The sequence below is a fragment of the Streptomyces smaragdinus genome (assembly GCF_009604385.1).
GTDB lineage: Bacteria > Actinomycetota > Actinomycetes > Streptomycetales > Streptomycetaceae > Streptomyces > Streptomyces smaragdinus.
The window spans coordinates 136,132-154,353 of sequence record NZ_WEGJ01000001.1 but is presented as its reverse complement, the minus strand read 5'-3'; the positions used below and the strand labels follow the sequence as shown (position 1 = coordinate 154,353).

18 protein-coding genes are annotated in these 18,222 nt (G+C 71.5%); 7 read left to right on the top strand and 11 right to left on the bottom strand.

What is annotated here, in order from left to right; genetic code table 11:
• The first annotated feature begins 50 nt into the window (after nucleotides 1-50).
• Nucleotides 51-509, top strand: a complete 459-nt coding sequence (locus tag SRB5_RS00780; RefSeq protein ID WP_228389672.1) for a hypothetical protein — start codon at nucleotides 51-53, stop codon at nucleotides 507-509.
• A 58-nt stretch (nucleotides 510-567) separates the two neighbouring features.
• On the opposite strand, the gene SRB5_RS00775 is transcribed toward SRB5_RS00780, so the two are convergent.
• Nucleotides 568-1,233: a DUF981 family protein gene (locus SRB5_RS00775; RefSeq protein ID WP_153449846.1), complete on the bottom strand. Its 666-nt coding sequence runs from the start codon at nucleotides 1,231-1,233 to the stop codon at nucleotides 568-570.
• A gap of 430 nt (nucleotides 1,234-1,663) precedes the next feature.
• Here SRB5_RS00775 and SRB5_RS00770 point away from each other — a divergent pair, with 430 nt between their 5' ends.
• The gene (locus SRB5_RS00770) at nucleotides 1,664-2,896 is read left to right on the top strand and encodes a M48 family metalloprotease (RefSeq protein WP_153449425.1); all 1,233 of its coding nucleotides are present in this window, start codon (nucleotides 1,664-1,666) and stop codon (nucleotides 2,894-2,896) included.
• Nucleotides 2,897-2,899: 3 nt separating this feature from the next.
• Here SRB5_RS00770 and SRB5_RS00765 read toward each other — a convergent pair whose 3' ends face one another.
• Nucleotides 2,900-4,120 (bottom strand): cytochrome P450 family protein, encoded by a 1,221-nt coding sequence (locus SRB5_RS00765; RefSeq protein ID WP_323376696.1) that lies wholly within the window; start codon nucleotides 4,118-4,120, stop codon nucleotides 2,900-2,902.
• A gap of 138 nt (nucleotides 4,121-4,258) precedes the next feature.
• Nucleotides 4,259-4,786, bottom strand: coding sequence for an orotate phosphoribosyltransferase (locus SRB5_RS00760; protein WP_323376693.1), 528 nt, complete (start codon nucleotides 4,784-4,786; stop codon nucleotides 4,259-4,261).
• A gap of 228 nt (nucleotides 4,787-5,014) precedes the next feature.
• Between SRB5_RS00760 and SRB5_RS00755 the strand changes: the two genes are divergently transcribed.
• Complete coding sequence (locus SRB5_RS00755; protein ID WP_153449423.1) at nucleotides 5,015-5,737, top strand: dienelactone hydrolase family protein; 723 nt, start codon at nucleotides 5,015-5,017, stop codon at nucleotides 5,735-5,737.
• 90 nt (nucleotides 5,738-5,827) lie between these two features.
• Nucleotides 5,828-7,090 carry a hypothetical protein gene (locus SRB5_RS00750; protein ID WP_153449422.1) on the top strand — a complete coding sequence of 421 codons (1,263 nt, stop codon included), beginning with the start codon at nucleotides 5,828-5,830 and terminating at the stop codon, nucleotides 7,088-7,090.
• A gap of 6 nt (nucleotides 7,091-7,096) precedes the next feature.
• Here the strand turns inward: SRB5_RS00750 and SRB5_RS00745 are convergent, their stop codons facing one another.
• A complete protein-coding gene (locus tag SRB5_RS00745; RefSeq protein WP_153449421.1) occupies nucleotides 7,097-7,714 on the bottom strand; it encodes a hypothetical protein in 618 nt (205 codons plus the stop codon).
• 248 nt (nucleotides 7,715-7,962) lie between these two features.
• On the opposite strand from SRB5_RS00745, the gene SRB5_RS00740 reads away from it, so the two are divergent.
• The gene (locus tag SRB5_RS00740; protein ID WP_153449420.1) at nucleotides 7,963-8,502 is read left to right on the top strand and encodes a hypothetical protein; all 540 of its coding nucleotides are present in this window, start codon (nucleotides 7,963-7,965) and stop codon (nucleotides 8,500-8,502) included.
• An 18-nt stretch (nucleotides 8,503-8,520) separates the two neighbouring features.
• Here the strand turns inward: SRB5_RS00740 and SRB5_RS00735 are convergent, their stop codons facing one another.
• Together SRB5_RS00735 and SRB5_RS00730 are read right to left on the bottom strand one after the other, a co-directional pair.
• The gene (locus SRB5_RS00735) at nucleotides 8,521-10,032 is read right to left on the bottom strand and encodes an MDR family MFS transporter (protein ID WP_153449419.1); all 1,512 of its coding nucleotides are present in this window, start codon (nucleotides 10,030-10,032) and stop codon (nucleotides 8,521-8,523) included.
• Nucleotides 10,033-10,116: 84 nt separating this feature from the next.
• Nucleotides 10,117-10,608, bottom strand: a complete 492-nt coding sequence (locus tag SRB5_RS00730; protein WP_153449418.1) for a MarR family winged helix-turn-helix transcriptional regulator — start codon at nucleotides 10,606-10,608, stop codon at nucleotides 10,117-10,119.
• Nucleotides 10,609-10,880: 272 nt separating this feature from the next.
• Here SRB5_RS00730 and SRB5_RS00725 point away from each other — a divergent pair, with 272 nt between their 5' ends.
• Nucleotides 10,881-11,612, top strand: a complete 732-nt coding sequence (locus SRB5_RS00725) for an alpha/beta fold hydrolase (protein ID WP_323376691.1) — start codon at nucleotides 10,881-10,883, stop codon at nucleotides 11,610-11,612.
• A 116-nt stretch (nucleotides 11,613-11,728) separates the two neighbouring features.
• Here SRB5_RS00725 and SRB5_RS00720 read toward each other — a convergent pair whose 3' ends face one another.
• Nucleotides 11,729-12,136, bottom strand: a complete 408-nt coding sequence (locus tag SRB5_RS00720) for an SsgA family sporulation/cell division regulator (RefSeq protein WP_153449416.1) — start codon at nucleotides 12,134-12,136, stop codon at nucleotides 11,729-11,731.
• 223 nt (nucleotides 12,137-12,359) lie between these two features.
• Nucleotides 12,360-12,863, bottom strand: coding sequence for a TetR family transcriptional regulator (locus SRB5_RS00715; RefSeq protein WP_228389671.1), 504 nt, complete (start codon nucleotides 12,861-12,863; stop codon nucleotides 12,360-12,362).
• A 195-nt stretch (nucleotides 12,864-13,058) separates the two neighbouring features.
• Here SRB5_RS00715 and SRB5_RS00710 point away from each other — a divergent pair, with 195 nt between their 5' ends.
• A complete protein-coding gene (locus tag SRB5_RS00710) occupies nucleotides 13,059-13,898 on the top strand; it encodes an alpha/beta hydrolase (protein WP_323376953.1) in 840 nt (279 codons plus the stop codon).
• Between the two features lie 7 nt (nucleotides 13,899-13,905).
• On the opposite strand, the gene SRB5_RS00705 is transcribed toward SRB5_RS00710, so the two are convergent.
• The 3 genes from SRB5_RS00705 to SRB5_RS00695 form a co-directional block, all read right to left on the bottom strand.
• On the bottom strand, nucleotides 13,906-16,638 hold the full coding sequence (locus SRB5_RS00705) for a helix-turn-helix transcriptional regulator (RefSeq protein WP_407703853.1): 2,733 nt from the start codon (nucleotides 16,636-16,638) through the stop codon (nucleotides 13,906-13,908).
• An 84-nt stretch (nucleotides 16,639-16,722) separates the two neighbouring features.
• Nucleotides 16,723-17,337, bottom strand: a complete 615-nt coding sequence (locus SRB5_RS00700; protein ID WP_153449414.1) for a TetR/AcrR family transcriptional regulator — start codon at nucleotides 17,335-17,337, stop codon at nucleotides 16,723-16,725.
• Entirely contained in the window at nucleotides 17,337-18,185 is an 849-nt protein-coding gene (locus SRB5_RS00695) for an oxidoreductase (RefSeq protein ID WP_323376689.1), read from the bottom strand. Before SRB5_RS00695 ends, SRB5_RS00700 begins: the two co-directional genes overlap by 1 nt.
• Between the last annotated feature and the right edge of the window lie 37 nt (nucleotides 18,186-18,222).

Here is an 18,222-nt window from a genome sequence, read left to right as displayed (position 1 = left end):
CCACAGATGCGGTTCAGCCGGCTCGGGCGGTTGTGCGGGAGAATTCCGCCATGAGCGACGCGGGCGGGACTCCGGTGGCGATGTGGCGAATAGGCGGGACGATCCGGACCGGCGTCTGCCTCGTCGCGGGAATCGTCGGCGTGCGGGCGACGGTTGCCTGGGGTGCCTGGGCGGCGTTACCGGCTTGGTCGAGCGCGCAGTCCGCGGCCGTGTGGACCGCCGTGTCCGTCGCAGTGTGGCTCATCGCTTGGTTCGCCTTCCTCCGGGTGCGGCTGGAGGTGCGGAGCGACGCAATCGTCATCGTCAATCCGTGGGGGCGATTCCGTCTCGAACGGAGTGACGTGGCGTCCGTCAGCCTCGGGAACTGGGGCGCGGAGTTCCACCATCCGGACGGCTTCAGGACGACTGCGTATGCGCTCAGCGACTTGGCCGCGTCCGGCAGACGCCAGGACCAGCGGTTCGCGCAGGTGAAGTCCGTCGTCGATGTCTGGCTGACCCGGACGGCATAGCCCCGAGGACGAGCCGCCGTGGTGCCGGGTCCGGGGACCCGGCACCACGGCCGGGTTCTCACATGGTGTTGACGATCAGCCCGATGTGCGTGAAGTAGTTGAGCGCCCCGAAGAGCAGGAAGGCCAGGCCCGCGATCGTCCAGCACGCCCCGACCACCCAGGCCAGCGCTCCGCCCCGCTGACGCAGGACGAAGGGGAAGAGGATGGCGCCGACGCCGGTCAGGACGTACAGCGAGGACATGAAGCTGGCCTCGAGCATCGGCTGGTCCGCGAACTCGCCGGAGATCGGCTCCTGGGGCGGCGCGGCGAACAGGGTGTATTTCCACCCGGCCGCCGCGATCGCCAGGCACGCCAGGCCGAGTCCGAACACCAGCAGGGACACCGGTGTGGCGAGCGCGGCGACGCTGCCTCTGCGGTCCGCGTCCGTCTCCAGGGCGGCGCCGCGTTTCCAGAGGTAGAAGGCGGCGAACAGCAGCAGGACCCCGAAGCCGAGGGCCGGTTCGCCGAAGATGATGTTGTCGAAGGGGAAGCCCTGACCGGCCAGCGGCCAGGCGAGCGTCATGTGCAGACCCGTCGCGAAGAGGATCAGCCCCAGAGCACCGAACCCCATGGCCCAGGCGTCGGGGACGATGGGCCGGCCGGTAAGCAGCAGCCGGCCGAGCACGACGACCAGGAGTAATGCCACTCCCGCGCACAGCGACATGATGGTGTTGTACGTGGGCATCTTGGCCCAGTCGATCTTCAGGCCGCCCTCGGCGGCCAGCCTCAGCGTGTACACGGCGCGACAGTAGGATGCCGCTCGTCCCCACCCGAAACACCGGCCCGGTGCGCCCACTGCATGGCCCCCCGATCAGCCCAACCTGCGTCATCCACGGCTTGACGGAGCGTTTCCCACGTGCCGCTCCCGTCTCGGACAGACTCGAAACCGGCTGTGGGATCGGGCCGGCCGGGGTCGACTTCAGAGGGTCCGCCCAGCCTTCGAGGGACGGAGTATTCCCGCACGGTGGAACCACCGCTCATTTCCCCTTCCTCATCGGACACTTGTACGTTTACGATCTCCTCCGCGAATCATCGGAGGGGACCACGTGATCAAGGGTGGGGGCGCCGCCGTCACGGCAGGCGCTGATCAGACATGTCCGGACTGCGGCGCCGCGATGCCGCGCGACCCGCGGTTCGTCGTATGGTGCGACGCCTGCGGCTGGAACCTCGACCCGGGCGGGAAGGACCCCGCCGGCGGACGGCTGGAAGCCCTCGAGCGCGCCCTTTCCACCCGCTACGGGCAGCAGCTCTACGCCGAACTGTCGGCCGGCGGCGACACCCGCCCGCCCCGCCGAAGCGCGGTGTCCCTGGCGGCGTTCGCCCTGGCCTGCCTGGTGCATGCCCTGACGGTCGCCCTTCTCGTCGCCGGACTGCTGCTGATCGTCCTCGGCTGGGAGACCGGAATCCAGCCCGCGGTCGGAGCCGTACTCGTCGTCCTCGCCGTCGCCCTGCGCCCGCGTCCCGGCCGGCTCGGCGAGGACGCGCTGCTGCTGCCCCGGGAACAGGCCCCGCACCTGTACGGACTCCTGGACCGCGTCGCAGACGAGCACGGCACCCGTCGCGTCGACGTCGTCGTGGTGAGCGAGGAGTTCAACGCCTGCGTCTTCGAGTACGGCTACCGGCGCCGCCGCTGCCTCACGATCGGACTCGCCCTGTGGACGGTCCTGACACCGCAGCAGCGCGTGGCCCTCCTCGGGCACGAGTTCGGACACTACGTCAACGGCGATCCACGCTCCGGCCTGGTGATCGGCACCGCCCTCGACTCGCTGCACCACTGGGTCTACTTCCTCACGCCCCACCGGCCCGTCGGCCCGATCGAGACCGCCGCGGCCGCCCTGATGTACGTACCGCGCACCCTGGCCGTCGCGATGACCGTGCTGCTGGTCCGCCTCACCGGCCGGGCGAGCCAGCGTGCCGAGTACCACGCCGACGACCTGGCCGCCCGTACCGGATCCAGCGAGGCCGCCGCCGCCCTCTTCGACCGTCTCGCGCTGGACGACACCGTCGAGTCGTCCCTGCGCCGCCAGTCGGCCCTGGCCGCCACCCGGCGGGCGGGCGTCGACGCCAAGGCCATCGAGGAACGCCTCTGGACGCAGATCGCCCAGGACGTGGCCGCGGTCCCGGCGCGCGAACGCGAGCGGCTGCGCCGCGTGGGCGAGGCGCGTGGCCACGCCGAGGACTGCACGCACCCGCCCAGCCATCTGCGGGCCCGGCGCATGCGCGAGGGTGAGCAGCTTCCCGCCCGCATCACCCTCGACACCCCGGCGGCGGAGGCGATCGACGCCGAACTCGCCCCCGCGGCCCGGCGGCTGGCGCACACGGTGGTGCGCGAGCTGGCCCACCAGTAGCGCTCAGTCCGCGCGATCGGGCGGGGCGAGGAGAAGGGGCAGCGTACGGAAGTCGTTGCCGATGAACGACGACTGGTTGACCGGCGCGGTCCCGGCCGGCAGCCGCAGGTCCGGGAACGCGTCGAACAGCGCGGGCAGTGCGACGCGGGCCTCCAGGCGCGCGAGCGGGGCGCCGAGGCAGTAGTGGATGCCGTGGCCGAACGCCAGGTGCTGGCGGTCGGCGCGGTCGATGTCGAAGTCGTCGGGGGCGGGGTTGACGACGGGATCGCGACCGTGGGCGCCGAAGCCGATGAGGATGAGGTCGCCCGGACGGATGGTGACGCCCTCACCGAGGTCGATGGTGCCGGTCGCGTACCGCAGCGGCAGATGCATGACCGGCGGGTGCTTGCGCAGGGTCTCCTCGATGACGTCGTCCCACCGCGCCGGGTTCGAGCGGGCGGCGGCGAGCTGACCGGGATGGGCCAGCATCTCGACGACCGCGTGGTCGATCAGGGCCACCGCGGTCTCCGAGCCCGCGCCGATCATCAGGATGAGGGTGCTGACCAGCTCCTCCTGGCTCAGCCGGTCCCCGTCCTCCGCGTGGGCGGCGAGCAGCAGACTGGTCATGTCGTCGCCGGGCTCGGCGTCCTTGGCGGTGATCAGTGCCTGCATCGCCGCGAACATGCCGCCGCTGACCTCGGCCGACCGGGCGTCGTCGGCGCTGGTGTCCAGCACCGAGTCGATGATCCGCAGCATCGCCGGCCGCTGTGACTGCGGGACCCCGAAGAGATCGCAGATCACACGCGTGGGCACCGGGTACGAGAACGCGGCCCGCAGATCGACGGCCTGCCCCGGCGGCAGCTCGCGCATCCCCGCGACGAGGTCGTCGACGATCGCCTGTACGGCGGGGCGCATCGCCTCGATCCGGCGGGGGCCGAAGGCGCGGCCGACGAGGTCCTTGAGCCGTTTGTGGTCGGCGCCGTCGGAGGTGAACATCGATATGACGTCGACCCAGGCGGTCAGCCACGGGATGGCGAACGGCTGGTAACCGGGCCAGCTGGCACGGGCGTTCTTCGACACCCGGGGATCCGTCAGCAGCATCTTGGCGACGTCGCCGCGGGTGACGGACCAGGCGGTCAGGTCGCTGGGCATGGTCACGCGGACGGCCGGTCCCGCGGCCCGTAACAGGTCGGCCTGCTCGTATATCCGCTGTCCGGAGCTGTCGAGGGTGATCGGGATGCGCACGCGATACCTCCTGGGATGTGGGGGGCAGGAGCGGACAACCCGTGACGGTGGGCAACCGTACGCGCGTTCTCGAACCGGCGCGCCCGACACGGGGCGACGATCAGGTTTTCCCCCGTACCGGGCGGTTCGAACGTCCCGTCAGGCCGCGACGGCCCGCAGATCGGCGGCCGTCAGCAGCGACAGCAGCCCGATGCCCTCGGCCGCGAGGGCACCGGCGCCGCCCTGCTCGCGGTCGATCACGCACAGCGCCTCGTGCACCTGGGCCCCCAGACCGCGCAGGTCCGCGGTCGACAGCACGATCTGCCCGCCGCTGGTGACCACGTCCTCGACGACCAGCACCCGGCGGCCCGCGATGTCGGCGCCCTCGGCGAGGCGGCAGGTGCCGTACGGCTTGGCCTGCTTGCGTACGAACGCGCAGGGCAGGCCCGTGTGCCGGCCGAGCGCCGTCACCACGGGGATGCCGCCCATCTCCAGACCGGCGAGCACCTCCGTGCCGGGCGGCACCAGGGGCGCCATCCGTGCGGCGATCTCGTCCAGCAGGACGGGATCGCCCTCGAACCGGTACTTGTCGAAGTACTCCGTGGCGGTCTGCCCGGACCTCAGGGTGAACCGGCCGGTGAGATGAGAGGCCGCCCGGATACGGCGGGCGAGATCGGAATGAGTCACAGGTGAGCAGTGTCGCAGACGTCACGGACAGCCGGGGCGCCGGCTCCCGTCCGCGAAAACCGCTGGCGGACGCGAGTGGCCGTTGTTAGCCTCCGGTGAGCCGTGCGAGAGATCGAGGAGGTGGTACCCGTGAACACAGTATCGACATGGGTGCTCCCCTCCGGGGTCACGGTCGGGCGATAGGTCGTCCGGGAGCGCCGTCAACGCGCATTCCCGAAAGGCACGACCTTGCGATTCCTCTCTGAACGACGCCTCGACGACGGCATCCTCGAGCGCGAATTCACCCTCGGCGACATCCCCGGCATCCTGTGGACGCCCGGGACCACCCCGGCCCCGCTCGTCCTGATGTCCCACAACAACGGCCTGCCCATGGCCGACCCCCGGCTGCAGGCCCGGGCCCGGTACACCGCGGCCCAGGGCTACGCGGTGGCCACCATCGACGCCGCCGGCTGCGGTGACCGTCCCCGGTCCGCCGCCGACGAGCAGGCCCGTACCGAACTGCGGCGGGCGATGCGGGCCGGTGAGCCGGCCGACGAGATCCTCGAGTCCGTCGTCGGCCCGATGGTCGAGAACGCGGCCCCGGACTGGCGGACCACCCTGGACGCCCTCCTCGAGCTGCCCGAGACCGCCGGCCCCGTCGGCTACTCCGGCGGCTGGACGGCCCTCGGCATCCGCCTCGCGGTGACCGAGCCGCGCATCACGGCGGCGGGCTTCTTCGCCGGCGGGTACGTGCCCCGCGCCCAGCGCGAGGAGGCCCGGCAGGTCACGATCCCGCTGCTGTACCTGCTGCAGTGGGACGACCGCGGCAACCCGCGGCAACGCGCCCTGGACCTGTTCGACGCCTTCGGCAGCAAGGAGAAGACCCTGCACGCCAACCTGGGGGGCCACACCGGCACCCCCTGGTTCGAGCTCGAGGACGGGTGCCGGTTCCTGGACCGCCATCTGAAGTGAGACCGGTCCGGCCGTCGGCGGGTCGAGCCCGCCGGCGGCCGGTTCACTACGATGGTGCGGATCGCCCACGGACCGGAAGGAGGGCGAGTGGTGCTGTCCTCGCTGATCAGACGCCCGGGTGACGATCGCCCGCTGGTGTGCTGCCCCGTCTGCGACCACCACCCCGTCCTGCCCAGCCGTGACGAAGCGCTCGACTTCCGCAAGTGTGTGCGCTGCCAGGGCGAGAACCGCTGGCTGGCCCTGCCGCACCCGGACGACCACCTGTGCGCGGTCTGCCGGCGAGAGTGTCCCGACTGCCGGGCCACGACCGACCACGAGGGACGGCTGTGCCGGTCCTGCCGGGGCGACTGCCGCACCTGCGGCGAGCCGATGACCGACCGGGACCTCGAGGGCCTCCCGGACGAGGTGCTCCGCGTCCCGGCGGAAAGCCGCAGGGACCAGCTCCGGCGCTTCGACAAGATCTACTTCCCGATCCCCGCCGGCCGCACCCGCTGCGCCCGCTGCCGCACCGCGCTCGACTCCACCGACCCTGTACGGCAGGTCCTGGCCGCGCTCCCGCAGAAGGTGGTCCTCGCCTGCGGCGGAAACCTCCCGCCCACCACGATCGCCGCCATCCGCCGCGAGCTGACCACCCGTACCCCGCTCCAGCTCATCCAGCGCATCGAACGCCGCTGGTGGGGAGGCTGGGCCGACCGCCCGCTGCGCCACCGGCCCGCGGACGACTACGACGAGGACGCCTACGGCCCCGACGACGTCGCCCTGTGGCTGCTGGCCGCCACCGCCTGCACCAACCGCTGCGAGGACGGCTGGCTCTACGCCACCCACCCCGCCGCCCAGGACACCCCCTGCCCCGCCTGCCGCGCCGGACGGGACCTGCCGCACCGCCGCCGCCGGCGCGAGGAGGCCGGCGACGACACCGACGGCGCACCCGCCGCCCGCTCCCTGCAGGCCGCGGTGGACTGGCGCCCGCCCATCGCCGAGTGCCCCGGCCGCGACGGCGCCTGCGGCAGCCCCGTAGCCGACGGCTACACCCAGTGCCCCGAATGCCTGGACTGGCCCCCCTGCCCCGCCTGCGCCCGCCGCCGCGTCCCCCCGACACACTCCGGCCCCTGCCGCGCCTGCGAACGCCTCGCCGCGGAGATGACCCCGCCGCCCCCTCGCGAACCCCGCCCGGACACCGACGAGGACTTCGTCCCCGAGGACACTTCACCCGCCGCCCGTACGGTGACACAGGCGGTGCACTGGCGGCCACCGCAGTACGAATGCCCGGGCATGGACGGCATCTGCGGCCGACCGGTCACCACCGAGAACGCCCTCTGCGACACCTGCCTGACCACCGGAGACGACGCATAGCGGCACTCAGCCGCCGACGCCCACTCCGTTGTCCGGCGCCCCGTCACCCTCCGCAGGCAGGTCACCGCGCTCCACGGGCCCGCCGCCGTCCCGGCGCTGCGGCAGGACCTCGTCCAACTCCGCATCGCTCGCGGGGTGGGCGGCCCGGGCCGCCTCGCGCAGGGTGTCACGGTCCACGGCCCCGAGATCGGCGTTGACCCGTACGACCCGGCCGTCCACGCCGGTGGCGTACTCGTGCTGCGCGGCGTCCACCCGATACCAACTGCCGTCGTCCTCGGCGCACTCGACGGCCCCCGGCCGGCCTCCGGTTCCCACGCCGACCGGCAGGTCCGGGCAGGTCGACTTGTCGATGGATCTCCGGTCCACCCCGAGGCGTATCTGCGCCCCCGTCCCCTCCCGCACGTAGATCGCCGACCAGCCGTCCGCGCCGAGGACGCCCACGGACTGCTCCGCCAGATCGAAGTCCGCGACCTCGGTGACGTAGACGTTCTCGATCGCCACCTGCGCGTCCCGGGCACGGGCCTCCAACTCCGACCGGTCGACGTTCCCGCTCGAAGCGCTCTTGGTGCCGCACCCGGCCAGGGCCAGCGCCCCGACAACCAGCACTACGCAATGGATCTTCATCCGCCCATCATCCCGTACGGACGAACGCCTGCCGGGCACAGGGCGGATCCCGAACTCCGTTGGTCGGCCGTCGTGTTCATTCCACCCGCCTTTACGACACCGTGCATCGATGGCCCCGATGTGCCGCATGGGATCAGGCAGATCCCCGTTGGTGTGCTTCGTGTCGGGTTCACCTGATTCCGGTTGTGCCGTCGGTCTACCGTAAGCGCGCACCACGCGCTGCCCATGGCGCGTGGAGGAGGAGAACCATGTCAACGTCGTGTGATCCCCAGTTCGCTCCGGCCGGCGCGGTCGGTGCCGCGCTCATGATCGTCGATTCCCGGCTGAAGGAGATTCATGACGGCGCCGCGGGCGAGGCCGACCCGACGCGGCGGGCGCTGATCGAGCAGTACGTGGCATCCGTCGGCCCGGAGGACCTGGAGGATCTGCTGGACGGCGCGTGCACCCTGATCTACATGTTCATGCAGTGGCTGCGGGCGGCGCACGAGGACCACGACAAGGACGTCATCGAGTACGTCGTGCCCACCCTGGTCGCCACCATGCGGATGATGCCCCGCAGCGTCAGCCCCGAGGCCATCCCCACCATGGCGGGCCTGGTCATCGCCGCGGGCACCGGCCTCAGCCCCAGCCTGTGGCGCAGGCAGTACGGGGACTGGACCGACGAGGAGATGAACCCCCTGGAGGCGACCGCGTTCCTCCTCGCCGAGCACATCGACCGCGTCACCGACAAACCCGGCTTCGCCGTCCGTATGATCAGCGACTCCCTGTCCCGCGCGGGCGAGGCCTGACACAGGCCGCGGCCCGTGTCAGGGCGTACGGCTGGGGCCGCGCAGCGGGACCTCCTTGATGAACAGGGTGACCAGGAAGGCGATCAGGGCGGCCGGGGCGACGTACAGGAAGATGTCGCCGATGCCGTGGCCGTACGCGCTCTCCAGCCAGGTGCGGACGGGGGCGGACAGCAGTGCGGGGTCGGGCAGTTGGCCGCCGCCGGACGCCTGTGCGGCGGCGGCCCGGTCCTGCGGGTCGAGGCGGGTGATCGTCTCGAGGGCGTGGTGGCCGATCCGGGTGGTGAGGACCGAGCCGAGGACCGACACGCCCACCGCGCCGCCGAGCGAGCGGAAGAAGGTCACGGCGGAGGACGCGGCACCGAGGTCGGTGGGGGACACCTGGTTCTGCGTGCACAGCACGAGGTTCTGCAGGGTCATGCCGACGCCGAGCCCGATCAGTGCCATGTAGCCGGCTATCTGGAGGTACGGGGTGTCGTAGCGGAGCGAGCCGAGGAGCGCCAGGCCCGCCGTGAGCAGGATTCCGCCCGTCAGCAGCCAGCCCTTCCACTTGCCGGTGCGGGTGATGATCCGGCCGGAGACGGTCGAGGAGACGAACAGGCCGCCGATCAGCGGGATCGTCATGACGCCCGACATGGTGGGGGACTCGCCGCGCGCCACCTGGAAGTACTGGCTGAAGAAGACGGTGCCGGCGAACAGGGCGATGCCGACGAACAGGGAGGCGACGGAGGCGAGGGCGACGGTCGGGTTGCGGAACAGCCGCAGCGGGATGATCGGCTCGCTCGCCTTCGACTCGACGAGCAGGAAGGCCAGGGTCAGCAGGAGTGAGACGCCGACCAGGGTGTACGTCTGCCAGGACAGCCAGTCGTACTTGTTGTCGGCGAAGGTGACCCAGATCAGCAGGGTGCAGACCGCGGCGGTGACGAAGAAGGCGCCTGCCCAGTCGACCTTGACCCGGCGTTTGACCACCGGCAGGTTCAGCGTCCGCTGCAGCACGATCAGCGCTACGACGGCGAAGGGCACGCCGACGAACAGACACCAGCGCCAGCCGAGCCAGCTGATGTCGGTGATGACACCGCCGAGCAGCGGGCCGCCGACGGTGGCCACCGCGAAGACGGCGCCCAGATATCCGGAATACCGGCCGCGTTCACGGGGAGAGATCATCGCGGCCAGCACGACCTGTCCCAGGGCGGACAGACCGCCCCCGCCCAGACCCTGGATGACGCGGGCGGTGATCAGCGTGGCGGGGTTCTGCGCGAAGCCGGCCACCACGGAGCCGAGGACGAAAATCACCAGCGCCGACTGGACGAGGATCTTCTTGCTGAACAGGTCGGCGAGCTTGCCCCACAGGGGGGTCGAGGCGGTCACCGCGAGGAGCGACGAGGTGACGACCCAGGTGTAGGCGCTCTGGCCGCCGCCGAGGTCGCCGATGATCCGGGGCAGTGCGTTGGTGACGACGGTCGAGGAGAGGATGGCGCAGAACAGGCCGAGCAGCAGTCCCGACAGGGCGCGCATGATCTGCGCATGCGTCATCGTGCCGTCGGCACTTCCTTCCTCTGGGAGGGCGGGTGCCTGTGCACCTGTGCTGGGGGTGGTTGTCACGGGGGTGCGGTTCCTTTACTTGGTACGGTCGGACGTTGTACGGCGGGCGCCGCGGGGCGGCCCGGTGTGCGGACCGTCGAAGTCGGCGCGGAGCCGGGACAGCAGCCCGGCGAGCCGGCGGACGTCCGCCTCGCTCCAGTCGCTCAGCCGTGCGGCGAGTTCCCGGGAGCGCCGGTCGGACATTTCGGCGTACCGGGTGCGGCCCTTGGGGGTCAGGCGGACGATGCGCGAGCGCCGGTCGGCCGGGTCGAGGCTGCGGTCGACCCAGCCCAGGGTGGCCAGCTGGGCGACGTAGCGGCTCGTGACCGACACGTTGATTCCGAGCAGTTCCGTGAGCCTGCCGATGCTGACGGTGCCGTGGCGGCCGAGCAGGCTCAGCACCGTGGCGCAGCCCGCGGAGCAGCCGGCCGGAACGATCCGGCCCAGCTCCCGGCGTACGGGTCCGATGGTGCCCAGCTGGTCCAGCAGCTCCTCGTAGAGGGCGTTCCCGGCCACATTCGTCTCCAAGATCCTTGCTTCTGATGCGGATGTCTTTTGCCGGCGGCCGGCGCGGGGTGCGACGGGGCGCGTTCGCGGAGGCCGGCCGGGCTCAGTGCGCCAGGCTAACAGAGGAAGAGATAGAACGTTCGGTCTTGACAATCGACCCGTCGGGCGTTTCTAATGATGAGACCGAACGTTCTACCCCCTTTGGAAGGTTTGACATGCGTATCCGCATTCCGCGCCGCGTTTCCCTTGCTGTCGGCGCCTTCGTCCTGCTCGGTGCGACCACCGCACCGGCCGTGGCACTGGCTGCAGACAAGGGGCATCCCTCCGCGCCTGATCCCGTGAAGCCGACGGTCGTGCTCGTGCACGGTGCGTGGGCGGATTCGTCGAGTTGGTCGCCGGTGATCGAGCGGCTGCGCAAGGACGGTTATCCCGTACGTGCCATCGCGAACCCGCTGCAGGGCCTCACCAGCGACTCCGACTACGTGTCCAGCTACCTGGCCGCCATCGACGGCCCCGTCATCCTGGTCGGGCACTCCTACGGCGGCGCGGTGATCACGAATGCCGCTGCCACGGACCCCGACGTCAGGGCCCTGGTCTACGTCGCCGGGTTCATCCCCGCGAAGGGCGAGACCGTCGGCAACCTGGCCGAGCAGACCACACCGTCGATCCCCCTGGTGACCACCCCTGTTCCGGGCGGGGCGGAGGTGTCCATCGACCCGGCCCACTTCCGGGACGTGTTCGCCGGCGACGTCGACCCGACGACCGCAGCCGACATGGCCGTGACCCAGCGGCCCGCGAACACCAGGGCCGTCACCGACGCCAGCGTTCAGGAGGCGTACACCAGCATCCCGTCCTGGGACCTGATCACCCGCCGGGACCACGCGATCGCCCCTGATGTCCAGCGGTCCATGGCCGAGCGAGCCGGCGCCCACATCCGGGAAGTCGACGCCTCCCACGCCGTGATGGTCAGCCGCCCCGACGCGGTCACCCACATCATCGAGGACGCCGCCCGCGCCACCCGCTGAACACACCCCCGCAACCGCCTGGGCGGCCTCACCCGCCCAGGCGGTCCGCTCTTCACGGGACCTGTACCGAGGTCCCGTGAAGAGCGGACGGGCGTATGAGCGCTGCTCACGGGCGCCTACGCTCTTCCTGGCTCTCCTCGCCGGCAGTCTGGGGCCACGTCGAGGACCTCGGCGACGAACGCCTCCCAGCCGAGCCCGTCCGTCTCCGTACCGGCCGGCACGACCTGGTACGTACGCTCCAGCCACCTCTCCAGCGGCAGGATCCGAAGCTCGAACAGAGCGGCCGTGCTCCGCGAGGTGAGCTGCAGGAACGCCGTCTCCCGGCGCTCGAGGTCCGTGGGCCAGACCTGGACGTCCTCCAGGCCGCTCAGCGAGAACAGACCCTGGTACAGCAGATCCCGGCCTATCCGCCAGACGACACACGGTCCGTCTTCGACAACGAACTCCACGGTCACGATCAGGGGCGTGACCGGGTCGTAGCGGAAGTGCGCCATCACGGGCCGCCAGGCGTACACGTCAGGCATTCGCCGAAGAGGCATGGACAGCACCGGAAGGACTTCGGTCGTCTGCTGGGGCCAGGGAGTGCGGCTGTTGTCGATCACGAGGATTGTTCCGTTCCGTCGGGTGTGGCTGGTGCCCTCTCACTCTTGAACGCGGCGTTCGACGCGACAACAGTCACTTGACGGTCAAGAACGGCGACACCTCGACTGAAGACACCGCAGTACAGAGGGGTGCGTGCAGGGCGGCTCAGAAGCTCACCAGCTCCCCGGTGAGGAGCCCTTCCACCCCGAGCAGGAAGTCGTCGCACACGGCCTCCGGGCCGAAGAGGCGGCCGGCCGTCATCGCGCCGTCGCACATCATCACGAAGTGGCGGGCGGCGGGTTCGGCGGGAAGCTCCGGGATCCCGCCCAGCAGTCCGGTGGCCGTGTCGAGGAACCACCGGCGGTGGGCGAGGACGGCCCGGTGCACCGGATGGCCGGGGTCGGAGTACTCGGCGATGGCGTCGAGGAAGACGCTTCCGTGGAACCCGGGGGACCGGATGCCCCGGACGATGGACGTACTGATGGTCCGGATGGCGTCGGCCGCCGGGAGCCCGGCGGCGACGGCCGCGTCGACACGGTCACGTATGGCGCGATCGGCCTCGTACAGGTGGGCGACGACGAGGGCTTCCCCGCCGGGCTCCACCGACGGAACCGGCACGTCCCGTGCCGCTGTGCACTGCGCCTGCGCGCCTTGGTTGTCGCCGCTCATGAGGCTGTTCCTTCCGTCCGGGGCCGGTGACTTTTCTCCACCCTCGACCCGGATGCGGGCAGGCATGTCAGTCGGTTGACGCCGAGGGGTGACGCAATTCGCGGCGGAGGGGGCTGCCGCGATTCTTGAGTCATTCGACTGTTCCGGCGGGCGGCGCTCGCCACGATGCTGGAGGGGTCCGCGCCCCGAATCCCGGTGCGAGGCATTCGCCAGGTGCTTGGAGGCCCAGTCGTGATCCGTACTCCCGTAGTTTTCATCCATGGGGCCTGGCTTCATGCGGTGTCGTGGGAGTCATGGGCCGAGCGGTTCACCGCGCAGGGCTTCGACGTGCGGACGCCCGGCTGGCCGGGGGAGCCCGGGACGGTACGTGACGCACGACAGCGGCCCGAGGCGCTGCGGGGGCTGGGACTCGGAGCCGTCATCGACCACTACGAACGCCTCGTCCGGGAGTTCGACACGCCGCCCGTGCTGATCGGCCACGGTGTGGGCGGACTCGTCGCCCAGTGCCTCATCGGGGAGGGCCTGGGACGGGCCGCGGTGGCCCTCGCGCCGACCCCGGTCAACGACGTTCCGCTGCCGGCCTCGCAGGCCCGTTCGTGGTGCCTCGCCGACGGTGACGCGGGCGACGACGAGCCCGTGTTCCTGTCGGCCGAGCAGTTCCGGTATGGCATCGCCAACACCGTGGGGGTCGAGGAATCCTTCAGGCTCTACGAGCGGTACGCCGTACCGGCACCGCGCCGGCTGCTCGTCGATCTCGGGTGCGGGACCGACACGCGCCATGCGCGGGCCCGCGCGGACACGGGCAACACCGGGCGTGGGCCCCTGCTGGTCGTCTCCGGGCAGGAGGACCGCCTCGTACCCGACTCCGTGACCCGGGCCGTGTACAGGCTGTACGGCGACTCCACCGCCGTGAGCGAGCTGAAGCAGTTCGCCGACCGCGGTCACTCCCTGGTCGTCGACAGCGGCTGGCGCACGGTCGCCGATCACGTACTGGCCTGGCTGGCTGTCCAGGGCGTCGGCGCCTTTGCGAACTGATCAGGAGTCAGGCGTCCTGGCCCTCGGTCTTTCCCAGGGCGTCGCGCAGCGCGGCGCGGGAGGTGATGTCCAGTTTGGGGAACACCCGGTAGAGGTGGGAGCCGACGGTGCGGGGGGAGAGATGCATCCGTTCGCCGATCTCCTTGTTGGTCAGCCCGCCGGCGGCCAGTTCCGCGATCCGGCGCTCCTGCCAGGTCAGGGTGCCCAGCTGCGAGGACGACGCGCGTACGGGCACGCCCGCGGCCCGCAGTTCCGTGCGGGCGCGCTCGGCCCACGGCGCGGCGCCCAGGCGCTCGAACGTCTCGGCGGCCGGGGTCAGGAACTGCCGGGCGGGCCTGGGGCCCTGGGTGTGCCTGGCGCGGATGCCGTGGGCGAGGTGTATCCGGGCCAGTTCGAAGGGGAAGCTCGCGCCGGCCGGATGTGACTCGGCGCGTGCGTACATCTCGGCGGCCTCCTTCTCGTCGGGGGCCGTCATCGCCAGCGCCCCGTAGGTGATCAGTGCCAGCCGGGGGGAGAGGTCCGGCAGGCCCGCGTCCCGTGCCGCGAGCGCGTGCCGGCGGGCCTGTGCCGTGCGTCCGGTGTGCAGGGCCGCCTCGACGAGGTCGAGCAGCATACGGGGGGCCTGGTGCGCGTACGGTTCGAACGATCCGGGCGGCGTGATGCCGATGGCGTGCAGGTAGGCGGCCTCGTAGTCGCCCTCGCTGAGGGCCGCCGCCGTACCGGCCGCGTCCGTGATCTGCGTCAGGAAGCCCAGGCCGCGGGGGCGGGCCCAGGAGTCGGCCGCGGCCTGCAGCTCCCGGGCGCGTTCCAGCCGGCCGCGCATCGCGGCGAGCAGGGCCAGGCATGCCCGGCTGTGACAGGCGAAGAGCGCGTACCCGCGGGACGTGGCCAGGTCGAGGCTGCGCTGCCCGGTGCGTTCGGCCTCGTCCCAGTCGCCCGCGGTCAGCTGGTCGAGCATGATCAGGTGAAGCATGTTCATGCCGGTCGCGACGGCTCCCGTCTCCACCTCACGCTCGGCGCCGCGCTCCAGCAGGGGACGGTACGGGCTCGACGCGTCGACGTAGAACGCGGCGCCGAAGAGCATCATGACCTCCCAGGGCTCGAGGTCCGCGACCTCGCCGAAGGCACGCTGCACCCGCTCGCGCACGCCCGCGCCGTGGAGTACCAGGTCGCTCCAGACGTCGCCGTAGATCAGCGAGAGCGGGAGGGCCCGGTCTCCCAGGGAGTGCACGACCTCGCGCGAGCGCTCCCACAGGGCGCGGTCGCCGGCGTAGCTGCTGACGGCGAACAGCAGGTTCACCAGCCGGGTGAGCAGTTCGCCGGGTTCCCGCGGCCCGCTGTCCCGCAGGGTCCCGATCGCCGCGACGAGCTGCCGGTGCGCGGACCGCACGTCCCCGTCCTCGGTCAGCGTGACGAAGGCGGAGGTGAGTACGGAAGCGGGCGGAACGTTTTTGCCGGGGACCGTGTCGGAGAGGACCAGGCGCTGTGCCTGGTCCAGGAGTCCGGCGTGTCCGGCGACGAACGCCGCGTCGCCGAGGCGTCTGGACCGGCCCTCGTGGTTCTCGCTCAGCTCCGCGGCGCGGGTCAGCCAGGCCACGGCGGCCACCGAACCCCCGCGCCGGGTCACGGACTCCGCCGCCTCCTCCAGAGCGGCGGCGACCTGCTCGTCGGGGTTGACCGTCGCGGCCGCCAGATGGGTGGCGCGTCGCTCCACGTCCTCGTGATGCACCTGCGCCAGGACCGCGTGGGCCGCGCGCCGCTGGTTCGGCGTCGCCATCTGCACGACGGTCGAACGGATCAGCGGGTGCCGGAAGACGAAGTCGCCGCTGACCGGATCGACCTCGAGAAGATCGCACGTCGCGGCCTCCTCGACATCGCGCATGCGGTAGCGCGTACCGCGGGTGAACCCCGTACCTGCCCCGACGCCGTCCAGGGCGCCCCGGAGCAGTTCCCGGCGCACGGCATCGTCCAGGTGCTCGATACGTGCGCCGTAGACGTGCTGGAGCCGGCGGGGCAGCGGGATCCCGTGGAGCCGGAAGGTTGCGTCGCTCACCTGGGGCGGGAGGTCCAGGAGGGCGAGCGGGTTGCCCCGGGCCTGGTCCAGGACCAGGCGGCGGACCGACGGGGCGAGTTCGGGGTGGCGCAGGTCGAGGAGTTGCTCCGACGCCTCGTGCGAGAGGGGCGCGACCGCGAGCTCCGCGAACGCGGCCGTGTCGAAACGCGACCGGACCTCGGTCCGCAGGGCGATCACCAGCTGCACCGAACTGCCCGTCAGCCGGCGTCCCACGAAGCCGAGCACCTCGGCGCTGGGGCCGTCCAGCCACTGACCGTCGTCCAGGATCAGGAGCAGCGGCTGCTTGGACGCGGCCAGGGACAGCAGGTCGAGTACGGCGATGCCGAGCGACATGACGGAGGGCGCACTGCCGTCACGGCCCCCGAAGACGGCATCGAACGCGGCCCGGTGCCCGTCGTCCAGCCCCTCCATGTGGTGGAGCAGGGGATAGAGGAACTGGTGCAGACCGGAGTACGGGAGGCCGGACTCGGCCTCGACCCCGGCGGCTCTCATGACCTCGTGTCCGCCGCGGGCCGCCTGCTCCGCGAGATGGTCGAGCAGCGTGCTCTTCCCCACGCCCGCCTCGCCCCGCAGGATGAGGGCCTGCCCCCCGGCGGCGGTCACCAAGGCGGTCAGCCGCTCCTGCTCGCTGCCTCTGCCGACCATGGTCGTGACGGGCGGTTCCACCTTGCCTCATCCCCTTGCGTTCATGTCCTGGTCCATGGACGGTGCCGGTCCCGCCGTGCGTGCACGGCGGGACCGGCGGCTGCCTCAGCCGGTCAGTCCGGCGCTGGTCAGCCAGATGTGTTCGCACGTCGCCGACGTTTCCTCGAGCGTCGCGCGGGAGTCCTGCGAGGCGTGGTAGAAGCTCCGCTCGATCATCCAGCACAGGGCACGTGCCATCGCCGGGGCCTGGTCCGGTGCGGGACCGGACCGGACGCCCGCGCGTTCCAGGACGGACGTGATGGCCGCGATGAACAGGTCGGCCGTACGGTCCCACAGCGCGCCGATCTCCGGCACCGTCAGCGACAGGTCGATCGCCGTGCGCAGGACCGGGCCGTGCTCGTTCCACAGCTCCACCGTGCGCCGCATGGCCACCGTGACGGCCTGGCGCGGTTCCTCCGCCTCCATGGTGGCCCGGGACCGTTCCCACAGGTGCCCGACGGTCCGGGCCACGAGCGCCGTGAGCACTTCCTGCTTGGAGCCGAAGTAGAAGTACAGGGCGCCGCGCGTGATGCCCGCGCCCCGGGCGATGTCGCCGACGGTCACGGCGTCGAAGCCCTTGTCCTCCAGCAGGGCTTCGCAGGTGTCGAGGATGGCCCGCTCCCGGAGGTCCCCCTTGCGCTCGGTGGTGCGGCGGCCGTGCGCGGAAGGGCCGGTGGACATCAGAGCTGCGCACCGTCGGTGAAGTCGGTCGTACGGGAGAGGTCCTCCCAGGTACGGATGTCCTGGTCCACGGCCGTGCGGGCGGTGGTGACCAGCCGCAGCGCGTCCGAGCCCAGCACGAGGTGGGCCGGCGGGTGCTCGAGCGACGCGATGTGCACGACCGCTTCGCCGGCCTTGGCCGGATTGCCCAGCTGATTGCCGCTGGCCTTCTGCCGTGCCTCGCGGATGGGGGCGAACAGCTCGTCGTAGTCGTCGACGGTCCGCTCGGCGCGTGTCATGGACCGTCCGGCCCAGTCGGTGCGGAAGGAGCCGGGCTCGATCGCCGTCACGTGGATCCCGAACTGCGCGACCTCCTTGCCCAGCGCCTCCATGACGCCTTCCAGGGCGAACTTGCTGCCGCAGTACGCGGACATGCCGGGCACGGCCATGAGCCCGCCCATGGAGGTGACGGCCATCAGGTGTCCGCCGCGGCGCCGGCGCATGTGGGGGAGCGCCGCCTGCAGGGTGGCCATCGCCCCGAACACGTTCACCTCGAACTGCCGCCGGACCTCGGCCAGCGGGGTTTCCTCGAAGGTGCCCTCCAGGCCGTAGCCGGCGTTGGCGACGACGACGTCCAGCGGGCCGACGTTCTGCTCCACCTCGGTGACCAGGGCGGGGACGGCGGCGTCGTCCGTCACGTCCAGGATGCGGCCGTGGGCGCTGCCGGGCCGCAGTTCCCCGAAGGCCCGCAGGTCCTTCTCGGAGCGGACGGTGCCGACGACGGTGTGACCGGCGGCCAGGGCCGCTTCGGCGAAGGCGCGTCCGAGGCCCGTGCTGACGCCGGTGATGAGCCAGTTCTGCTTTTGCACTGTTCCTCCAGAGGGCTTGCGAGGAGGAGCCGGGCGG